This window comes from Streptomyces sp. NPDC006140, from assembly GCF_040628815.1.
Taxonomy (GTDB): Bacteria; Actinomycetota; Actinomycetes; order Streptomycetales; family Streptomycetaceae; genus Streptomyces.
In genome coordinates this window covers 41,611-59,867 of sequence record NZ_JBEXTS010000001.1, presented here as the reverse complement: position 1 = coordinate 59,867, position 18,257 = coordinate 41,611, and the positions used below count along the sequence as shown (strand labels likewise).

General features: G+C 71.7%; 11 protein-coding genes. All 11 read right to left on the bottom strand.

What is annotated here, in order from left to right; all coding sequences use genetic code 11:
- Positions 1-48 precede the first annotated feature (48 nt).
- The 11 genes from ABZ386_RS00220 to ABZ386_RS00170 all read right to left on the bottom strand — a co-directional run bounded on the left by ABZ386_RS00220 (position 49) and on the right by ABZ386_RS00170 (position 18,166).
- Positions 49-1,257 (bottom strand): glycosyltransferase, encoded by a 1,209-nt coding sequence (locus ABZ386_RS00220; protein WP_114252440.1) that lies wholly within the window; start codon positions 1,255-1,257, stop codon positions 49-51.
- 204 nt (positions 1,258-1,461) lie between these two features.
- Entirely contained in the window at positions 1,462-3,540 is a 2,079-nt protein-coding gene (locus tag ABZ386_RS00215; protein WP_358963652.1) for a hypothetical protein, read from the bottom strand.
- A gap of 201 nt (positions 3,541-3,741) precedes the next feature.
- Entirely contained in the window at positions 3,742-5,238 is a 1,497-nt protein-coding gene (locus ABZ386_RS00210; RefSeq protein WP_351346145.1) for a bifunctional cytidylyltransferase/SDR family oxidoreductase, read from the bottom strand.
- Between the two features lie 572 nt (positions 5,239-5,810).
- Positions 5,811-7,361, bottom strand: a complete 1,551-nt coding sequence (locus ABZ386_RS00205; RefSeq protein WP_358840337.1) for an alkaline phosphatase D family protein — start codon at positions 7,359-7,361, stop codon at positions 5,811-5,813.
- A 168-nt stretch (positions 7,362-7,529) separates the two neighbouring features.
- Complete coding sequence (locus tag ABZ386_RS00200) at positions 7,530-9,035, bottom strand: FG-GAP-like repeat-containing protein (RefSeq protein WP_358962688.1); 1,506 nt, start codon at positions 9,033-9,035, stop codon at positions 7,530-7,532.
- 158 nt (positions 9,036-9,193) lie between these two features.
- Complete coding sequence (gene obgE / locus ABZ386_RS00195) at positions 9,194-10,630, bottom strand: GTPase ObgE (protein ID WP_114252450.1); 1,437 nt, start codon at positions 10,628-10,630, stop codon at positions 9,194-9,196.
- A gap of 142 nt (positions 10,631-10,772) precedes the next feature.
- On the bottom strand, positions 10,773-11,027 hold the full coding sequence (gene rpmA, locus ABZ386_RS00190) for a 50S ribosomal protein L27 (RefSeq protein WP_010041940.1): 255 nt from the start codon (positions 11,025-11,027) through the stop codon (positions 10,773-10,775).
- A gap of 14 nt (positions 11,028-11,041) precedes the next feature.
- Complete coding sequence (gene rplU / locus ABZ386_RS00185; RefSeq protein WP_003990208.1) at positions 11,042-11,362, bottom strand: 50S ribosomal protein L21; 321 nt, start codon at positions 11,360-11,362, stop codon at positions 11,042-11,044.
- Between the two features lie 268 nt (positions 11,363-11,630).
- The gene (locus tag ABZ386_RS00180) at positions 11,631-15,902 is read right to left on the bottom strand and encodes an Rne/Rng family ribonuclease (protein WP_358962685.1); all 4,272 of its coding nucleotides are present in this window, start codon (positions 15,900-15,902) and stop codon (positions 11,631-11,633) included.
- A gap of 260 nt (positions 15,903-16,162) precedes the next feature.
- The gene (locus ABZ386_RS00175) at positions 16,163-16,945 is read right to left on the bottom strand and encodes a TIGR03936 family radical SAM-associated protein (RefSeq protein ID WP_351346132.1); all 783 of its coding nucleotides are present in this window, start codon (positions 16,943-16,945) and stop codon (positions 16,163-16,165) included.
- Positions 16,946-16,993: 48 nt separating this feature from the next.
- On the bottom strand, positions 16,994-18,166 hold the full coding sequence (locus ABZ386_RS00170) for a hypothetical protein (protein ID WP_358962682.1): 1,173 nt from the start codon (positions 18,164-18,166) through the stop codon (positions 16,994-16,996).
- Between the last annotated feature and the right edge of the window lie 91 nt (positions 18,167-18,257).

Genomic DNA, 18,257 nt, shown 5'->3' with positions numbered 1-18,257 from the left:
CCTCGGCGCCCGCCCGCACGCGGCGTCCCCCCACCGCGTCGCCCGCCGTCAAGCCGCCGGTCGTACCTCGCGGGAGGTCAGCACGCGCCGCGCTTTGCGCACAGCCCGTCGCATGAACGTGTCCACGCCGCCCTCGCGGTAGCCCGGGAAGGCGCGGGCCTCGCGGGGCTCGGCCAGGTAGACCGAGTCGGGGATGCCCGCGGCCTTGTCGCGGAAGTGCGGGTAGACGAGGTAGACCCGGCGGCCCTTCTTCTCCAGGAGGGCCGCCGCCTGCTTCTTCGCCTTGACGAACTTCACGACGTCCAGCAGCAGTTCGGGGCGCTGCTCGGCGACCAGGTGCAGACGCAGCCGCTCGTGGACCTTGAGGCGCTGGGCGACGCCCTCCGTCCAGTACGCGTCCATCAGCGGCTTGGCCAGCTCGAACTTGTGCCGGCGGATCTCCTCGCTGTCCGTCAGGAACTTGGGCCCGAACTGCGGCAGCAGGGTCACGAGGAAGGGCCGGACCATCAGCTGGTCGCGCCGGCCGCCCGCCGGGAGGTGCTCGGCGATGAGCTTCATCAGGGCGCGCGCGGAGTCGAAGCGCAGCGTGTAACTGCCGCTCTTGGTCACGTGCTTGCCGTCGTCACGGCCCACCAGGTAGTAGCAGGTGTGGTCGGCGACGACGGAGACGCCGTCCGCCCGCAGGTACGCCTCCATGGTGAACAGCGCGTCCTCGCCGGTGAACAGCGACTCGTCGAACCGCATGCCGTGCCGCTCGAGCAACGCGCGGCGGAACAGCTTCTGCGCGCTGAGCGTGAACTTGATGTTGGAGGAGAAGACGTCCGTCCGCTCCACCGTCTTGCCCCACATGGACTTCGGCGCGGAGCGGTTGACGCCCTCGACCTTGCCGAGGACGACGTCCGTGCCGGCGCGGTCGGCCATGGCGACCATCCGCTCCAGGGCCTCGGGGCCCAGCCGGTCGTCGGCGTCGAGGAAGAAGACGTAACGCCCGCTGGCCTTGGCCAGGCCGACGTTGCGCGGGCCGCTGGGGCCGCCGGAGTTCTCCTGACGGACCACCAGGACGTGCATGGGAGCCCGCTGGGCGAACTCCTCCAGGTACTCCCCTGTGCCGTCCGTCGATCCGTCGTCCACCGCGATGACCTCGATGCGCTCCGGATCGAGGGTCTGCGCCTCTACGGACGCGAGGCACTCGATCAGGTACGGCATCGCTTCGTACGCCCCGATGATCACGCTCACATCAGGCTGCGCAACGGTCACGTTTCCCCCTAGTCAATGGGATATTCCCCCCGTATCGCCTCATTCGCTACTTGGTAGACGGGTGATCGGGGCAAGCGGTTGCCTCGATCGCATGTTTTAGTGAGACACCTCACACGGTGAACCGACAGGATGCGGGAAAACGAAAAGGTTCGGCCCCCGAGGAAGACTCCTCGGGGGCCGAACCCTTCAGCCGGCGGCGGCAGTTCAGGCTGTGCCGACACCGTCCGTCTCACCGGCCGCGGAGACCCGCTGTCCGGGTACGGCGTTCGCCAGCGAGCTCTCGGCGGCGGCCGAGACCCTTGACTCCTGGCCGACGTTGCGCGTCTCGGCCTTGATGGCGAGGTTCGCGACCGCGGTGTTGAACTGGTCGATGGAGGTCGGCTCGTCCGGCCCCAGCAGGTACTGCTTGAGCTCCTTGCGGTCCTCGGCCAGCGGGTCGGCGGCCGGGTCGCGCACGGCGCTCAGCAGCTCGCCCAGCTCGTTCGCGCTGTTGGTGAGGATCACCGCGGCGCGCACCGCCGTGTTGTTCCGCTTGAACTCCTCGGCGCCCACCTCCGCGGAGTCCGTGACCGCGTACGGCTTGCCGCTCGCGATGAAGTCGGAGACCACGCTGGAGATGTCCGAGACCATCGCGTCGGAGACGTTGAAGCAGTCGTACAGCCGCGGCTCGGCGCCGGTGATGACGCGGTGCTCCCAGGTGGGGAAGGAACGCCAGTAGGCGTCGTTCCACTCGGCGCGCAGCCGGGCGACCTCCTCGTGCCGGGCGACGTCGACCAGCCCGTCACGGGTGGCCTCGGCCTCGTCGCGGCCCTTGTCGCCGCCGGTGCCGACCAGCTCGGCGATGCGGGCCTCGATCCGGGTCAGCTCGGACTTGGCCTTCGCCTGGGCGGCGCTGTCGGCGGCGAAGCGCGAGTCGGCGGCGCGGTCGGCGGCGGCCTTGCGGACCAGCGCGGTGATGCGCTGGTGGGCGGCCTTGGCGTCCTTGCTGACCGTGCCGGTGAACGGGTGCGGCTTGTACAGCACGCGGACCGGCGGGTCGGCCGTGACCAGCCGGTTCACGATGTTCTCGCCGGCGAGCACGATCGAGGTGTTGCCGGGGTTGCCGTCCCAGCCCTCCCAGGTGGGCGCGTACAGGACCGTGGGGATACGGCCGTCCGGGACGCCCTGCCAGGTCTGGATGGGGGCGAGCTGCGGGCGGCCGACCTCGACGATGTCCTCGTCGCGGACACCGACGTCGGCGATGGCGTAGCGGTCGCGGCCGGCGCGGCCGGCGGTCCACACCTCGTCGTAGACCTTGCTGAACGGGTTGACGCTGGCGAGCTTGTCGCTGTCGCCGTGGCCGATGAAGACGTGCTTCATGGTGGGCACGCGCAGCAGGTGGATGTTCTTGCCGACGTTGGCGGCGTAGAGCGCGACCCGCACCGTGGACAGGTCCAGGTTCATCAGGTGCACCCCTCCGGGCACGCAGATGACGGGGACCGTGGTGGGCGCCAGGTTGTTCAGGATGACCCGCTCACGCAGGATGATCAGCGGCTTGGAGTCCAGGTTCTCCATGGTGTCCAGCCACATGTTGACCTGGTAGGCGGAGTCCTTGGACCCGGAGAAGTACAGGACGGTCTCCGGCTGGTACTCGCCCAGCCAGTCGTCGACGGCGGCCAGCACCCGCTCGGCCTTCGGCGGGATCTTCCGGCCGCGCACGTACGGCACGAGCGCCAGGACGTACAGGGAGCCGAGGACGACCGTGATGCCGATGCCGACGAAGCCGATCAGGGCCGACTTGACCTGTGCGGCGACCAGGATGCCGACGACCGCCGCGAGGTCGAGGTGCAGCATCTTCTCGGCGGAGCGGTGCAGCAGGCCGCGCGGCGGGGCGTCCGGGATGCGGATCCGGGACTTCAGGTCGATGTTGCGCGTGGCGACCGGCATGCGGCGGCGGTTGCGGATCAGCTGGACCAGCGCGCCGTGCGGGGCCTGCAGACCGTAGAAGGCGATGAAGCAGGCGATCGCCCCGTAGTAGATCAGGTTGTCCGCGAGGGACAGCCGGGCCAGCAGCAGGACGAGCAGCAGCTGCCGGATCAGGAAGCGGATCGACAGGCCCGCCCGGACCTTGCCGAGGCGGTTGATCAGGTAGCTGCCCTTGCGGTGCAGATAGTGGTCCGCCAGGTACGTCACGGCGGCCGCTGCCGCGAAGGCGGGGACGCTCGGGACGAGCGCGGCCAGCATGAGAGCGGGGAAGCCCGCCACCATGAGGACCGCCGCGGCCAGCTCGGCCGCGCTGCCCACCCGGGCGACGCGAATAGCGGTGGATATCACGGAGAAACCTGCTCTTGGGAGGGGTGTGCCGGTCTTGTTCTGAAATGCGGCTGGTCTGTGAATATTCGCGAGACTGTATGGATTCAGGCCCCTGCGAACACCCCTGTCGACGAAACCGTGAACAGAAGGGCGCAGAGGCCTGAATTACTGGAGTCTATTTGGCGCCAATTATTACACGCCGTCCTGCCGGTCCAGCACCGAGGCCAGCGCCTGCTCGAAGCCGGACGCCCGGGCGGCGCCGGCCGTCGGGTCCTGCTGGCGGACGTCGATGACGTGGCCGGTCAGCTCGGACAGCAGCACGTCGAGCGAGGTGCGAGCCACCGCCTCGGAGGACAGCAGGGAACCCGCCGGCTCCTGACCGAAGGCCTTGGTGCGCATCGGGGTGGCGGTGCGCTCGGGGTTGATGCAGTTGACGCGGACGCCGTCGCCGGCCCACTCGTCGGACAGGGCCTGGGTGAGGTTCACCATCGCGGCCTTGGTCGAGGAGTACAGGCTGTACTCGGCGCGGCCGCGGGTGTAGCTGCTGGAGGTGTAGAGCAGCAGCTGGCCCTTGGTCTCGGACAGGTACTTGTACGACGAACGGGCGATCTGCACCGGGGCCAGGTAGTTGACCTTCAGCGCCTCCTCGATGGTGGCGTTGTCGGTCTCGGCGAGCTTGCCGATGCGCAGCACTCCGGCGGTGTTCACCACGTAGTCGATGCGGCCGGTCTCGGCGTACGCCTTGGACAGCGCGTCGTCGACCTCCTCCGGGTTCTCCACGTGGGTGCCGGTGGTGGAGCGGCCGAGCGCGTAGACCGTGGCGCCGTAGGACTCGGCGAGTTCGGCGATGTCCTTGCCGATGCCGTAGGAGCCGCCGAAGACGACGACCGTCTTGCCGGTCAGCAGCTCGCGGTAGGCCTCCTCGGAGACCTGCTCGGGCGCGGCCGTGGAGGCGAGCTGGAAGAGCTTGTCGGCGATGAAGACGTCGACGGGCTGCGTGACCTTCATGTTGTACTCGTCACCCGCGACGACGTGGATCGGCACGTCGGGCAGGTACTTGAGCACCACGGAGCAGTCGTCGGTGGCCTGGAAGTTGGGGTCGCCGGCGGCGACCTCGTAGGCCCGCTTGATCGTGGACAGCTTGAAGGCCTGCGGGGTCTGGCCGCGGCGCAGCCGGGAGCGGTCCGGGATCTCGGTGATGAACTCGCCGTCCTCGCCGTGCGTGCGCGTGACGATGATGGTGTCCGCGGACGGGATGGCGACGTCGACCGCCTGGTAGCGCTCCAGCGCGGTGACGCAGTCGTCGATGACGCGCTGCGACAGCAGGGGGCGCACGGCGTCGTGGAAGAGGACGTTGACGTCCTCGCCCTCGGCCAGGCCCTCGCCCAGGGCGGAGATGGCGCGCTCGGTGGTCTCGTTCCGCGTGGAGCCGCCCTCGATGATCTTCGAGACCTTCTTGAATCCGGCCTTCGCGACAATCTTCTCGACATCGGGCACATAGCCCGGCGCCATCAGCACGATGATGTCGTCGATGGACTCGGCGTTCTCGAAGGTGGTCAGGGTGTGCTCGATGACTGCCTTGCCGGCGATCTTCAGCAGCTGCTTGGGGATCGACAGACCCACCCGCTGACCGGTGCCACCGGCCAGGATCACTGCGGTGGTACGGGGCTTGGCTATGTGCTGGGACACAGGTGACCTACCTTGGGGCGACAGGGAACTTGGAAATGGTCCCACTTGTGGTTACCGCAGTGCAAGGTGAGCGACCTCCGCCGCATATGTGCGCGCAACCTGCCATTCACCTCCCACTCCTGGTGATTGGTGAGACGGTTCCGTGGACGTGCGCGAAATGCGCTGTGAGTAACTCCACAGAAGCGCAGCGGCGTCGGAGCCGCTGGGGGCGGCGGTGGACCGGGACCTTCACGAGGTGCTGGGACGACGTCCGGTGCACGGTACGCGCTTTGACGGCCCCCCGCGCACCACACCCGCCCCCGGAGGCGGCGCGGACCAGGGCCGCCGTGTGCGGATCTTCACGTACGGGGACACGGGGCTGCACGCGTTCTTCATGAACCGGATCGCGAATAGGGCGCGCCCGCGGCTCATTGCCGGGGAATTCCCGGTCAAGATTCCGCAGCAATTCGGTCTCGGCGAGAACAATACGCGTCAGGCCCGGGTCGGGCTTCTCACACGGCTCGCCCGTCGCGTACGGCGAAGAGCCCGGGACTCCGAGGAGTCCCGGGCTCACGGACGGGTCGTGGGCCGGGTCAGACGACCTCGACGCCCGGGCGGCCCGCTTCGACCCGCAGGCGGGCCAGTGTGCTCGGCGTCGCCGTCGGCTGCCGCACGGTGTCGACCACCCGCACCTGCGCGTCGATGCCGGCCCGGCGGATGTCGAAGAGGTGGTAGCCGCGGTGCGCGTCGAGCAGCTTCCAGTGCGGGTTGTCGGGCCGCCGCGGGTCCCACTCCTTGCGGAAGGCCGCCTGGTCCTGGTCGCCGTTGCTGGAGATGGAGGTGCCGACGAACTCGGCGCCGACGACCGCGGAGTCCGGGTCGGCGTAGTCCTCCTTGAGGTCGCTGATCATCGTCAGGTGCCGGTCGCCGGAGAGCACGACCGGGTTGCGGACCTGCTTGAACTCCTTGAGGAACCGGTTGCGTTCGGCCTGGTAGCCGTCCCAGGCGTCGTAGAACCAGAGCTTGCCCTCGCCGACCTTGAGGTCCGTCTCGGCCATCATGATCTGGGAGGCGATGAGGTTCCAGCGGGCGGGCGAGTCCTGGAGCCCGTTCAGCAGCCACTGCTTCTGCCGCGCGCCCAGCATGGTCAGCGACGGGTCCTGGGCGCCTTCCTGGCTGGTGGCCTGGTCGCTGCGGTACTGCCGGGTGTCCAGGACGTTGAGGCGGGCCAGGCGGCCGAACTCCAGGCGGCGGTACATCCGGATGTGCGGCCCGTTCGGCACGGCGGTGGCACGGACCGGCATGTGCTCGTAGAACGCCTGGTAGGCCGCGGTCAGCCGGGCCACGAACGCGTCGTGCGGCTGCTTGTCCGGGTCCTGCGGGATCTCGCCGGCGAAGTCGTTGTCCACCTCGTGGTCGTCGAAGCTCACCACGAAGGGCGCGTTCGCGTGCATCGCCGCGAGGTCCGGGTCGGTGCGGTACTGGGCGTACCGGTTGCGGTACTGGACGAGGCTGAACGGCTCGCCGGTGCCCTCGTGCCGCCGCAGGGCCGTCGCCGAGGGCGTGGACTCGTAGATGTAGTCGCCGACGAACACCACGACGTCCGGGTCCTGGTCGAGCATGTCGGCGTACGGCGTGAAGTAGCCGTGCTGCCAGTTCTGGCAGGAGGCCAGCGCCATGCGCAGGGAGCCGCCGGCGCTGTAGGGGTGGGGGGCGGTGCGGGTGCGGCCGGCGGGCGAGAGCTGCCCGCTGGTGCGAAAGCGGTACCAGTAGGTGCGGTCCGCGCGCAGCCCGCGTACGTCCACGTGAACGCTGTGCCCGTACTCGGGGCGGGCCTGGGCGGTGCCCCGGCGGACGAGCTTTCTGAACCGGTGGTCCTCCGCGACCTGCCACTCCACCGGCACCACGCGGTCGGGCATCCCACCGCCGTTCAGCGGGTCCGGGGCGAGCCGAGTCCACAGCACGACGCCGTCCGGCAGCGGGTCCCCGGAGGCGACGCCGAGGCTGAACACCCCGTCGGGCAGCGGCGTCTCGGCCGCACGGGCGGCGGCAGGGACCCACAGCTGGGCGGAGGCCGCGGCACCGAGCGCCGCGGCACCTGCGGTCAGAAAGCGGCGTCGGTCGGGGGATACTGCTCCGGTCATCGGCTGACTCCCTTACCTCGCTGGCCACATGGACACGGGGAAGCTTCACGCTCGCGGGCGGTCCGCCCGCTGAACGCCGGGGTTCACGTACATGACAACTAAGCAGACAAAGGGAGACCCGCCGCCAGCGCTGGAACAAGCCTTTACCGGGGCGGGTCTGACGAGTGATCAGTAAGCGAAACCGGTGCCGAGCCGGGCGCCTGAGGCGGTCGTACCGAGGAGCGTGTTGCCGAAGGCCGTGGTGCCGTTGGGGCTCACGACGGTCGTGGGGCCGGACCTGAAGTACCACACGGACCCGGCGTTGCCGTTCTCCCCCGGCGCGCCGGCGGCCAGGTCGGCCAGGCCGTCGCCGTTCGCGTCCGCGAGGTGCACGGCCTTGCCGAACGCGTCGGCCGTCTCGGCGGCGCCCGGCACGTCGGGCGTGTTCTGCGTGACCACCTGGGCTCCGCTGCCGGTGAGCCCGTCCGCGGTGCCGCGCAGGACGACGACCGCGCCCGCGTCGGACACCGCGCCCAGGTCCTCGCCGGGCAGGCCGGTCACCACGTCCGGGTGACCGTCGCCGGTGACGTCGGCGATCTGGACATCCGTCCCGAAGCCGTCGCCCTTCTCGGCGGAGCCGGGCACGCCGGGGCTGTCCTGGTTGAGGTGCCGGGCCGTGGTGCCGTCGGCGCCGCCCGGGCCGCCCGGGAGCCAAGTGACCCGGCCGCCCCTGACGGCGGGGTTGTCGAGGTCGCTGTCGTACCCGTCGACGGCCCGGCCGACCACGATGTCGTCGAAGCCGTCCCGGTCGATGTCCCCGACGTCGAGGTTCTCGCCGCCCTGGAGCCGGTGGCCGTCACCGCCCAGCACGGTGGTGTACGGGGAGAGCCCCTGCTCGCCGCCCGGCCAGTACACGACGCGGCGGGCGTCGAACTCGTCGCCGTCGTTCTCGGTGGCGGCGACGTCGGCGATGCCGTCGCCGTTGATGTCACCGGTGGCCAGATCCAGGACGCGGCTGTCGAACTCGTCCCGCACGAGCTGCCCGCCGCGCTCCGTGGCGCCGTCCCGGGAGAACGGGCCGTTCAGAACACGCAGGTTGAACTGGTTCTCCACGGTCACCAGGTCCCCGGCACCGTCGCCGTTCACATCGCCGACGGTCAGGCGCCCCTGGCCGCCGAGCCCGTCGTACGCCTTCCCGGTGGCCAGGACGGCACTGCCGGACAGGCCCTTCGGGCCGCCCCACAGGACCTCGACGAGCCCGGACTCGGCGCCGCCGTCGGCGGTGTCCTCGCGGCCCACGCCGATCACCAGGTCCGCGTACCCGTCGCGGTCGAGGTCGGCGGTGGTGAGCGCGCTGCCGAAGGCGTCGTCCGTCTCGGGGCTGCCGGGCACACCGGCCGTGCTCTGGCTGAGGACCTGCCGCGTCGTGACGTTCAGCCCGTTCGCGGAGCCGTAGACGACGGCGACGTAGCCGGCGCCCTTCTTGCCGCCGACGGTCGCGCTCGGGGCGGCCACCGCGAGGTCGGGATAGCCGTCGCCGTTGAAGTCGTCGTGGAGCTTCGCCGCGGGGGACTCGGCGGCGGACCGGGCGGCGGGCTCGGCGTGCGCGATCGCCGGGGTGGTGACGGCCGCGACGACGGCGACGGCCGCCGCGACCGTTCGGCCGAGCCTGCGCTTGCTCATGGACTGGGGCACGTGAACTCCGGTGATCCGCTGGGCAGTTGCCACGCGGAGCGGAACAAGATCCGCTCCGCGCCGCCCAGTACGACTCACCGCACGGTGACTTGGTTGCCCCGAAGTCCGTTGCGCGTTTGCTTTCCGTTAACCCGGGACGCCCAGAAGGCTCAGGACGCTCAGAACGGCTCGAAGTCGTCGAACTCCCGCTGCGCCTCGTCCCGCTCGGCCTGCCGGTCCCTGCGGCGCTGCGCGGCCGGCCGCGCCTCGTCCAGCCGGTGGTCCTCACCGCGCCGGCCGAGCATCTCGGCTCCGGCCATCACGGACGGCTCCCAGTCGAAGACCACGGCGTTCTCCTCCGGGCCGATGGCGACGCCGTCACCGCTGCGGGCCCCCGCCTTCATCAGCTCTTCCTCGACCCCGAGCCGGTTGAGCCGGTCCGCGAGGTAGCCGACCGCCTCGTCGTTGTTGAAGTCGGTCTGCCGCACCCACCGCTCGGGCTTCTCGCCGCGCACCCGGAACAGCCCGTCGGCCTCGCGCGTCACCGTGAAGCCGGTGTCGTCCACGGCCTTGGGCCGGATGACGATCCGCGTGGCCTCTTCCTTCGGCTTCGCGGCCCGCGCCTTCGCGACGAGGTCCGCGAGCGCGTACGACAGCTCCTTCAGACCCGTGTGCGCCACGGCCGACACCTCGAAGACGCGGTACCCGCGGGCCTCCAGGTCGGGTCGCACCATGTCGGCCAGGTCCTTGCCGTCCGGTACGTCGATCTTGTTCAGGACGACGATCCGCGGACGCTTGTCCAGACCGCCGTACTGCCGCAGCTCCTCCTCGATGACGTCGAGGTCGGAGACCGGGTCGCGGTCCGACTCCAGCGTGGCGGTGTCCAGGACGTGCACGAGCACGCTGCACCGCTCCACGTGGCGCAGGAACTCCAGTCCCAGGCCCTTGCCCTGGCTGGCGCCGGGGATCAGCCCGGGCACGTCGGCGATCGTGTAGACCGTCGAACCGGCCGTGACGACACCGAGGTTCGGCACCAGCGTGGTGAAGGGGTAGTCGGCGATCTTCGGCTTGGCGGCGCTCAGCACCGAGATCAGGGACGACTTGCCCGCGCTCGGGTAGCCGACGAGCGCCACGTCGGCGACCGTCTTCAGCTCCAGGACGACGTCCCGGACGTCTCCCGGCTCGCCGAGCAGCGCGAAGCCGGGCGCCTTGCGCCGCGCGGAGGCCAGCGCCGCGTTGCCGAGCCCGCCCCGGCCGCCCTGCGCGGCCACGAAGGACGTGCCGTGCCCGACCAGGTCCGCGAGGACGTTGCCCGCCTTGTCCAGCACGACCGTGCCGTCCGGCACCGGCAGGACCAGGTCCTGCCCGTCCTTGCCGAAGCGGTTGCCGCCCTCGCCGGGCTTGCCGTTGGTGGCCTTGCGGTGCGGGGAGTGGTGGTAGTCGAGCAGCGTGGTGACGGACTGGTCGACGGTGAGGATCACGTCCCCGCCGCGGCCGCCGTTGCCGCCGTCCGGGCCGCCCAGCGGCTTGAACTTCTCACGGTGGACGGAGGCACAGCCGTGGCCTCCGTTACCCGCGGCGACATGCAGCTCGACGCGGTCCACGAAGGTGGTCATGGTAGGTGCCTCCAGAAGTACGTACGCGATGTACTTGTTCAACGAAACGTGCTTGTTCAACGAGATGTACTTGTTCAACAAGCGAAAGGCGGACCCGCCTTCCCGCAACGGGAAGTGAGGTCCGCCTCGCGAGAGTGTCCGATCAGGCGACCGGAACGATGTTCACAACCTTGCGGCCACGGTGGGTGCCGAACTGCACCGAACCGGCCTGCAGCGCGAACAGCGTGTCGTCGCCGCCACGGCCGACGCCCGCACCCGGGTGGAAGTGGGTGCCGCGCTGACGGACCAGGATCTCACCAGCGTTGACGACCTGACCGCCGAAGCGCTTCACGCCGAGCCGCTGGGCATTGGAGTCGCGACCGTTCCGAGTGGACGATGCGCCCTTCTTGTGTGCCATTTCTCCTCAGTCCCTTACTTCGCAGCCGTGGGGATCTCGGTGACCTTGATCGCCGTGTACTGCTGGCGGTGGCCCTGGCGACGGCGGTAACCGGTCTTGTTCTTGTAGCGCAGAATGTCGATCTTCTGCCCCTTGTGGTGGTCCACGACCTCGGCCTGGACCTTGATGCCGGCCAGCACCCACGGGTCGCTGGTCACGGCGTCGCCGTCGACAACGAGCAGGGTCGAGAGCTCGACCGTGTCGCCAACCTTGGCAGTGGAAATCTTGTCAACCTCAACGATGTCGCCGACAGCAACCTTGTGCTGGCGACCACCGCTGCGCACGATGGCGTACACGCGGAACTCACTCTCTCGCTCGGGAAACGGCACCCCCGCAGGCCAGCCGCCCGGCAGAGCGGGCGGCCTCTCCTGGGCGCCCGGCGCCCGGAGGATGAGGTTTACGGGGATGTGACGCGTCAGTCGACACGCCGACGGTCAAGGTTACGGGGCCGCGGCCGAAGGGGTCAAACCGAGCCGGGCCCGCCCCCTGTGCGACCGGTCACGCCGGTCGCGTCCCCCGGGGCGTGCGCGTGGATCACGCACGCCCCGGGGGACGTCGGGCCGGTCAGGCCTCGTCGGTGGAGGCCGTGACGGAGGACCCGGAGGACTGCTCCGCCGCGACGGTCTTCTTCGACGTGGTCTTCTTGGCGGCGGTCTTGGTGGTCTTCGCCGCCTTCTTGGCCGTCGTCTTCTTGGCCGCGGTCTTCTTCGCCGCCGTCTTCTTGGTGGCGGCCTTCTTCGCCGTGGCCTTCTTGGCCGTCTTGCGGGCCGTCTTCTTGGCCGGGGCGGGTTCCTCGGCCGTCTCGCCGGTCTCGCCCGCCTCGGCGGCCGGGGCGGCGGTCTGCGCCGCTTCCTCCGCCGGGGCCGACGGGACGACCACGACGGCCGCCTCCTCGGACGCGGTGGGCGCGGTGGACTTGCGCACGGCCCGACGCCGCGGACGGGCCGGGGCGGCGGGCTCGGCGGGCGCCTCGGCGGCCTCGGCCTGCTCGGCGGGCGCCTCGGCGGCCTCGGCCTGCTCGGCCGGCGCCTCCTCGGGCTTCGCCTCGGACACCGCGGCCTGCGGCTCGGGCGCCGCGGGCGCGGTCTCGGGCACCGTCACCACGGCCGCTTCCGCGCCCGTCGGCGAACCGGCCGGCGCGGTGACCTTGCGCGTCACCCGGCGACGGCCGCGACCCTTGGGCGCCGCCTCCTCGGCGGCCGGGGCCGCGTCGTCGGCGGCGGTCCGGGCCGAGGCCTCGACGACCGGGTCCTCGACGGCCGCGGGCTCGGCCTGCGCCTCAGCGGCCGTCTCCGGCTGCACCGGGCGGGCGGCCTCCTGCGCGGCCGTGACGTCCTGAGCCGTGGGAACCTCGGCCTCGACCTGCCCGGCCTTGTCCTCGGACTGCCCGGTCTTGTCCTCGACCTGCCCAGCCTTGCCCTTGGCCTGCTCGGACCTGTCCTTGCGCTGCTCGGCAGCCTCACCGCGCGGCGAACCCGCGGGAGCCGACGCCCGCCGGCTCGCCCGGCGCCGCGTCCGCCCACGGGTGGCCGCGGCCTCCGCCTCGGCGGCGCTGCTGTACAGCTCCTCGTCCGGCTCGAAGGCCGGCTCGGGCAGCGCGATCGGCTCGGCGACCTCGGCACCGACCTCGGCCTCGGTCTCGGCCTCCTGCTCGGCGGTCTCGACGGCGGCCTCGTGGACGTGCGGCTGATCGGCGGCACCGGCACGCGCGCGCTTCTTGCGCTTGCCGCCGCCCCCGGTGGAGGTCGGCTGCTCCATGTGCACGATGACACCGCGGCCGTTGCAGTGGACGCAGGTCTCGGAGAAGGACTCCAGCAGCCCCTGGCCCACCCGCTTGCGGGTCATCTGCACGAGCCCCAGCGAGGTCACCTCGGCCACCTGGTGCTTCGTACGGTCCCGGCCCAGGCATTCGAGCAGGCGCCGCAGCACCAGGTCCCGGTTGGACTCCAGCACCATGTCGATGAAGTCGATGACGATGATGCCGCCGAGGTCGCGCAGCCGCAGCTGGCGCACGATCTCCTCGGCCGCCTCCAGGTTGTTCCTGGTGACGGTCTCCTCCAGGTTGCCGCCCTGGCCGGTGAACTTGCCGGTGTTGACGTCGACGACGACCATCGCCTCGGTCCGGTCGATCACCAGCGAACCACCGCTGGGCAGCCAGACCTTGCGGTCCAGCGCCTTGGCGAGCTGCTCGTCGATCCGGTACGTGGCGAAGACGTCGACCTCGGAGGTCCACCTCTGCAGCCGCTCGGCGAGGTCCGGCGCCACGTGGGAAACGTACCCGTGGATCGTCGACCACGCCTCGTCGCCGCTGACGACGACCTTGGAGAAGTCCTCGTTGAAGATGTCGCGCACGACCCGGACGGTCATGTCCGGCTCGCCGTACAGCAGCGTCGGCGCGTTGCCGTTCTTGGCCTTCTTCTGGATGTCCTCCCACTGCTGCTGCAGCCGCTCGACGTCCCGGCGCAGCTCGTCCTCGCTCGCGCCCTCGGCGGCGGTGCGCACGATGACGCCCGCGTCCTCGGGGACGATCTTCTTGAGGATCGTCTTCAGCCGGGCCCGCTCGGTGTCGGGCAGCTTGCGGCTGATGCCGGTCATGGAGCCCTCGGGCACGTACACGAGGTAGCGGCCCGGCAGGGAGACCTGGCTGGTCAGACGGGCGCCCTTGTGCCCGATGGGGTCCTTCGTCACCTGGACGAGCACGGACTGCCCGGACTTCAGGGCGGACTCGATGCGCCGCGGCCCGTTGGCCATGCCGAGCGCCTCGAAGTTGACCTCACCGGCGTACAGCACCGCGTTGCGGCCCTTGCCGATGTCGATGAAGGCGGCCTCCATCGACGGCAGCACGTTCTGCACCTTGCCGAGGTAGACGTTGCCGACGTACGAGACCGCCTGCTCCTTGTTGACGTAGTGCTCGACGAGCACGTTGTCCTCGAGGACGCCGATCTGCGTACGGTCGCCGTTCTGCCGGACGACCATCACGCGCTCGACGGCCTCGCGCCGGGCGAGGAACTCGGCCTCGGTGATGATCGGCACACGGCGGCGGCCCTGCTCGCGGCCCTCGCGGCGGCGCTGCTTCTTGGCCTCCAGCCGGGTCGAGCCCTTGATGGACTGCACCTCGTCGGAGGGCTCGGCCTTCGGGCGGGGCTCGCGGACCTTGACGACCGTGCGCTCCGGGTCGTCGTCGGAGGGCTCGGCGTCGGCGGCGGTGTCACCGGCGCGGCGACGGCGGCGGCGGCGACGGCGGCTGCTGCTGGAGCCACCTCCGCCTGCCGACTCGTCACGGTCGTCGGCCTCGTCGGCCTCCTCCCGGTCCTCCTCGGTCTGCTCGGCGGTGTCCTCGGCGTCCTGCGCGGCGGAGACCTGCTCGGACTCGGCGTCCGCGGACTCGCCGGCCTCGGCGTCGGAGTCGGCGGACTCGCCACGCCGACGGCGGCGGCCACCCCGGCGACGGCGGCGGCGCGAGCCGGTCCCCTCGGACTCGTCCTGGTCGTCGAAGTCGGCCTGGTCCTCGGCGGAGTCCTCGGCCTCCTCGTCCGTGTCGTCGACGGCGGTCACGGCGGCGGGGGCCTCGGCGGCCTGGGCCTCGGGCTCCTCGCCGGCACCCCGGCGCCGGCGCCTGCGGCGCGCCCCGGACGGCTGCTCCTCGCGGACGTCCTCGGCCGGGGCGAACTCCTCGGGCTCCTCGGCACCGGCCGCCTCGGCGGCGGCAGCGGCGGCGGCCCGCTCCGGCGTCTGGAACTGGGGTTCGGTGAACACGGGCGCCTGGAACAGCGCGACGGCGGGCCGCGCCGGACGCGCCGACGGCTCACTCTCACCGGCAGCCGCACCGGCGCCGCGCTGGGGGCGCTGCGCGGACTGAGCGGGCTGCGCGGGCTCGGCGAAACCACCGGCGGCCCTGCGGGCGACCCGCCGACGCCGACGCGGTGCGGCTTCCTCGGCGGCCTCGGTGGGCTCGGCGGCACCGGCCTTCTCGGCGGCCTGAGCGGCGGGGGCGGCTTCGGCGGGGGCCTCGGCGGCAGCGGCCTCGGCGGGAGCGGCCTCGGCGGGAGCCGGAGACGCGGGCGCGGCCTCGGTGGCGCCGGCCTCGGCCGGGGTCTCGGTCACAGGGGCCTTCGCCTCCTCGGCGGTCCCTTCGGGCGCGTCCACAGGCGTCCCGGCGGGCGCGGACACCCGGCGCGAGGCACGGCGGCGGGTCCGGCGGGGAGCCGCGTCCTCGGAGGCGGCGGCTTCGGTGCTTTCGGCGGCGGCAGGCTCGGCGCCGCTCGGCGCGGTCTGTCCCGTCTCCGCCTCGGCCGGAGCCGCGGCGGGCGAGGTCACCGTACGCGTCGCACGACGCCGGGTACGCCGTGGAGCGGCATCCTCGGACACCGCGGCGGGGGCCTCGGCCTGTTCCGCTGCCTCGGGGGCGGCCGGAGCGGCGGTGGGCACCACGGTCTCGGCGGCTTCCGCGGCGGCCGGGGCACCGGCGGGCGCGGAGGCCCGGCGCACCACACGGCGCCGCTTGCGGCCGGCGGGCTCGGCCTGCTCGGCCACGGCCTCGGCCGGCTTCTCGTCCCCGGCGCTCGCGGCGGCCTCGGCGGTCACCTCTGCGGTGGTCTCCTCCGCGGCGGCTTCCTCGGCCTCGTCGGTCTCGACGAGGCCGGTCGCGAGCTCATCGGGCTCGGCGGCCGGTATGGCCGGCGCGACGGTCTCCACCGGCGCGTCGGACGAGGCACCGGCGGGCGGACCGGCCGGGCGGGACGCGGCACGGCGCCGCCGGCGGGGCGGCAGGGTGTCGCTGGGGGTGTTCTGTTCGGAGCCCTGTGAGGACCCTGTGGGTTCGGTCGGTTCGAGCATGCGGGCTTTTCTCCCGTCAGGCTCCCGGGCGCCGCGCCTGGTCCGGCGATGCCGGTGACGTCCGCGGCTCGCGCTGTGCGCGTTCGCCGCCGTCCGGGGCGCGGGCGCCGCACGGGAGCTCTCTGTGTCCTGTCTCGCCGGTTCCGTACGCCGAATGCGTACGGCCTGGCGAAAGTCTTCTGGTCGGTGCGCTGCCCGACCCAGGTGGCTCCCGAGTCCGAGGGCGGCGCTACGACGTCCGTCCCTACGCGGGACCTTCCTTACGCCGGCGCCGTCGCGGCGGCAGTCGATTCGGCCGTTGAGTGGGCCGGAGCTGCCTCGCGGTCGGGCGCGAGCGGGTCGGTCACCGTGCCGGTCTCTTCATCGAACAGCCCCTGCGCCAGCCTGGTCACCGCTGCGGGGACCGGCGGCGCCAGGTCGGCCACGGCGCGGAGACCGGACAGGACGTCGTCGGGTCGTACGGCAGGCGTCACGTGCCGAACAACCAGCCGCAGTATCGCACAGGGGTGGTCGGTCGGCCTATCAGCCTGCGAACTCTGCGTTTCTGCGAGGTCGCGGCTCTCCAGGCTCACGACGGCGGAGCGGGCGTCGAACGTGCGGACGCCGTTCTTGGCGAGGCGCTGGACCTCGACCGTCTCGGCCGCGTTGAAGGCGTCCACCGCTCGGCGGGCCTCCTCCTGCGACACGCCGTCCAGCCGCAGCTCCCAGACGGAAGCGGTCAGCCGGTCGGCGAGGCCCGAGGTGCGGGCCTCGACCGCCTCGACGATGTCGAGCCCGGCGGGCAGCGACTCGTCGAGAAGGGTCCTGAGCTGCTCCGGGTCGCGCGGCGCGGTGAGCGCGATCTCGAGGTACTCCGCCTCACTGCCCGTGCCGGTGGGTGCGGCATTGGCGTACGACACCTTCGGGTGCGGTGTGAAGCCCGCCGAGTAGGCCATCGGCACCTCGGCACGGCGCAACGCACGCTCGAAGGCGCGCTGGAAGTCACGGTGGCTGGTGAACCGGAGGCGGCCGCGCTTGGTGTAGCGCAGTCGGATGCGCTGCACCGCGGGTGCGGGCGGCGGGCCTTCGGGCTGTCGCTTGCCCAGTGTCGTTCAGTCCTTCGTGAGAGCGGTCGTACTGCTACCAAGAGTACGTGCCTCGCGGCCCGAAGGTTCCCTCCGGTCGAGCGGCTGGGGTCGCCGGGGCTCTCCGAAGAGCATCCGCCGGACGTCGGCACGAGCCTGCCGTACGGTCTCCCGGGCGGCGGCCAGGGCCTGCCGGTTGGCCCGTCCCACACTGCGGGCGGCCTCGGCAGCGGGCCGCAGGACGGTGTCCCGCACGACGTGTCCGACAGGCGTGAGCACGCTGCGGTACACCCACCGCACCGGTTCGACGAAGATCCACCGGAAGAGGGTGCCGAGGAACCGCCCGACGGCGAGCGAGATGTGCCCGGCGATCCGCCAGGCGTGGCCGAGGGCGTCCAGGATCTCCCGTCCGACGACGGCCAGGACGCGTCCGACCGGTGTGAGGACCCAGCGCCAGAGGGCGAGGGCGGGCAGGACGAGCAGGATCCGGGCGATCCAGTACAGGGCGATGCCGACACCGGTGACGATCATGCGCACCAGCCACACAAGCCCCTCGCCGCACCAGAGGATCGCGCGTCCGACGGGCGCGAGCACCCACGTGTACAGCCACACGGCGGGGACGACGACGAGGTACCGCACGAGCCACGCCACGACCGTGTACACGCCGACGCCGATCGCGGCGAGTACGGCGCCGAGCCCCTTCAGGCCCCACATCACAGCGTGCCCGACGGGCGTGAGCAGATGCGCGTACACCCAGCCGAAGGCGGCCCCCACACCCCGCGCGACCCAGGCGATCGCGTGCCCCACCGGTGTCAGCACGTACCGGTACAGCCAGACCAGCGGCACGACGACGAGGACGTTCCCGAGCCACCCCAGGGCCTTGCCCACCGGGACGACGACGTACCGCCACAATCCCACGAACGGCCAGACGAACACGGCCCGACCGAGCCACAGCAGCGCCCGCCCGAGCGGCCGGAACAGCACGTCGTTCAGGAACCGCCCGGCGACGACGAGCGCGTCCCACGCCATCCGCACGGGGACGACCAGCACGAGCACGACGATCCGCACCGGGATCCGGATCGCGACGGCGAGGCACCCCCCGGGCACCTCCGGCTCCCGCCGGACCGGCGGTCCGGCCGGCGGCTTGCGCAGGTCGACCCGCGGCTCGGCACCCTCGCGCGACGGTTTCTCCAGATCCATACCGTGGTAGACGCCTCAGCGGCCCGTCCGGATCCAGCCACCGCAGAATCCCCGCCCCCTCCACAGCGGCTCCCCCAGCACATATTCCGAA

What these genes read in the sequence shown, in the direction of transcription:
- ABZ386_RS00180 (WP_358962685.1), bottom strand. Translation starts at nt 15,902, where the DNA reads ATGCTCGAACCGACCGAACCCACAGGGTCCTCACAGGGCTCCGAACAG.
- obgE (WP_114252450.1), bottom strand. Translation starts at nt 10,630, where the DNA reads ATGACCACCTTCGTGGACCGCGTCGAGCTGCATGTCGCCGCGGGTAAC.
- ABZ386_RS00205 (WP_358840337.1), bottom strand. Translation starts at nt 7,361, where the DNA reads ATGACCGGAGCAGTATCCCCCGACCGACGCCGCTTTCTGACCGCAGGT.
- rpmA (WP_010041940.1), bottom strand. Translation starts at nt 11,027, where the DNA reads ATGGCACACAAGAAGGGCGCATCGTCCACTCGGAACGGTCGCGACTCC.
- ABZ386_RS00170 (WP_358962682.1), bottom strand. Translation starts at nt 18,166, where the DNA reads ATGGATCTGGAGAAACCGTCGCGCGAGGGTGCCGAGCCGCGGGTCGAC.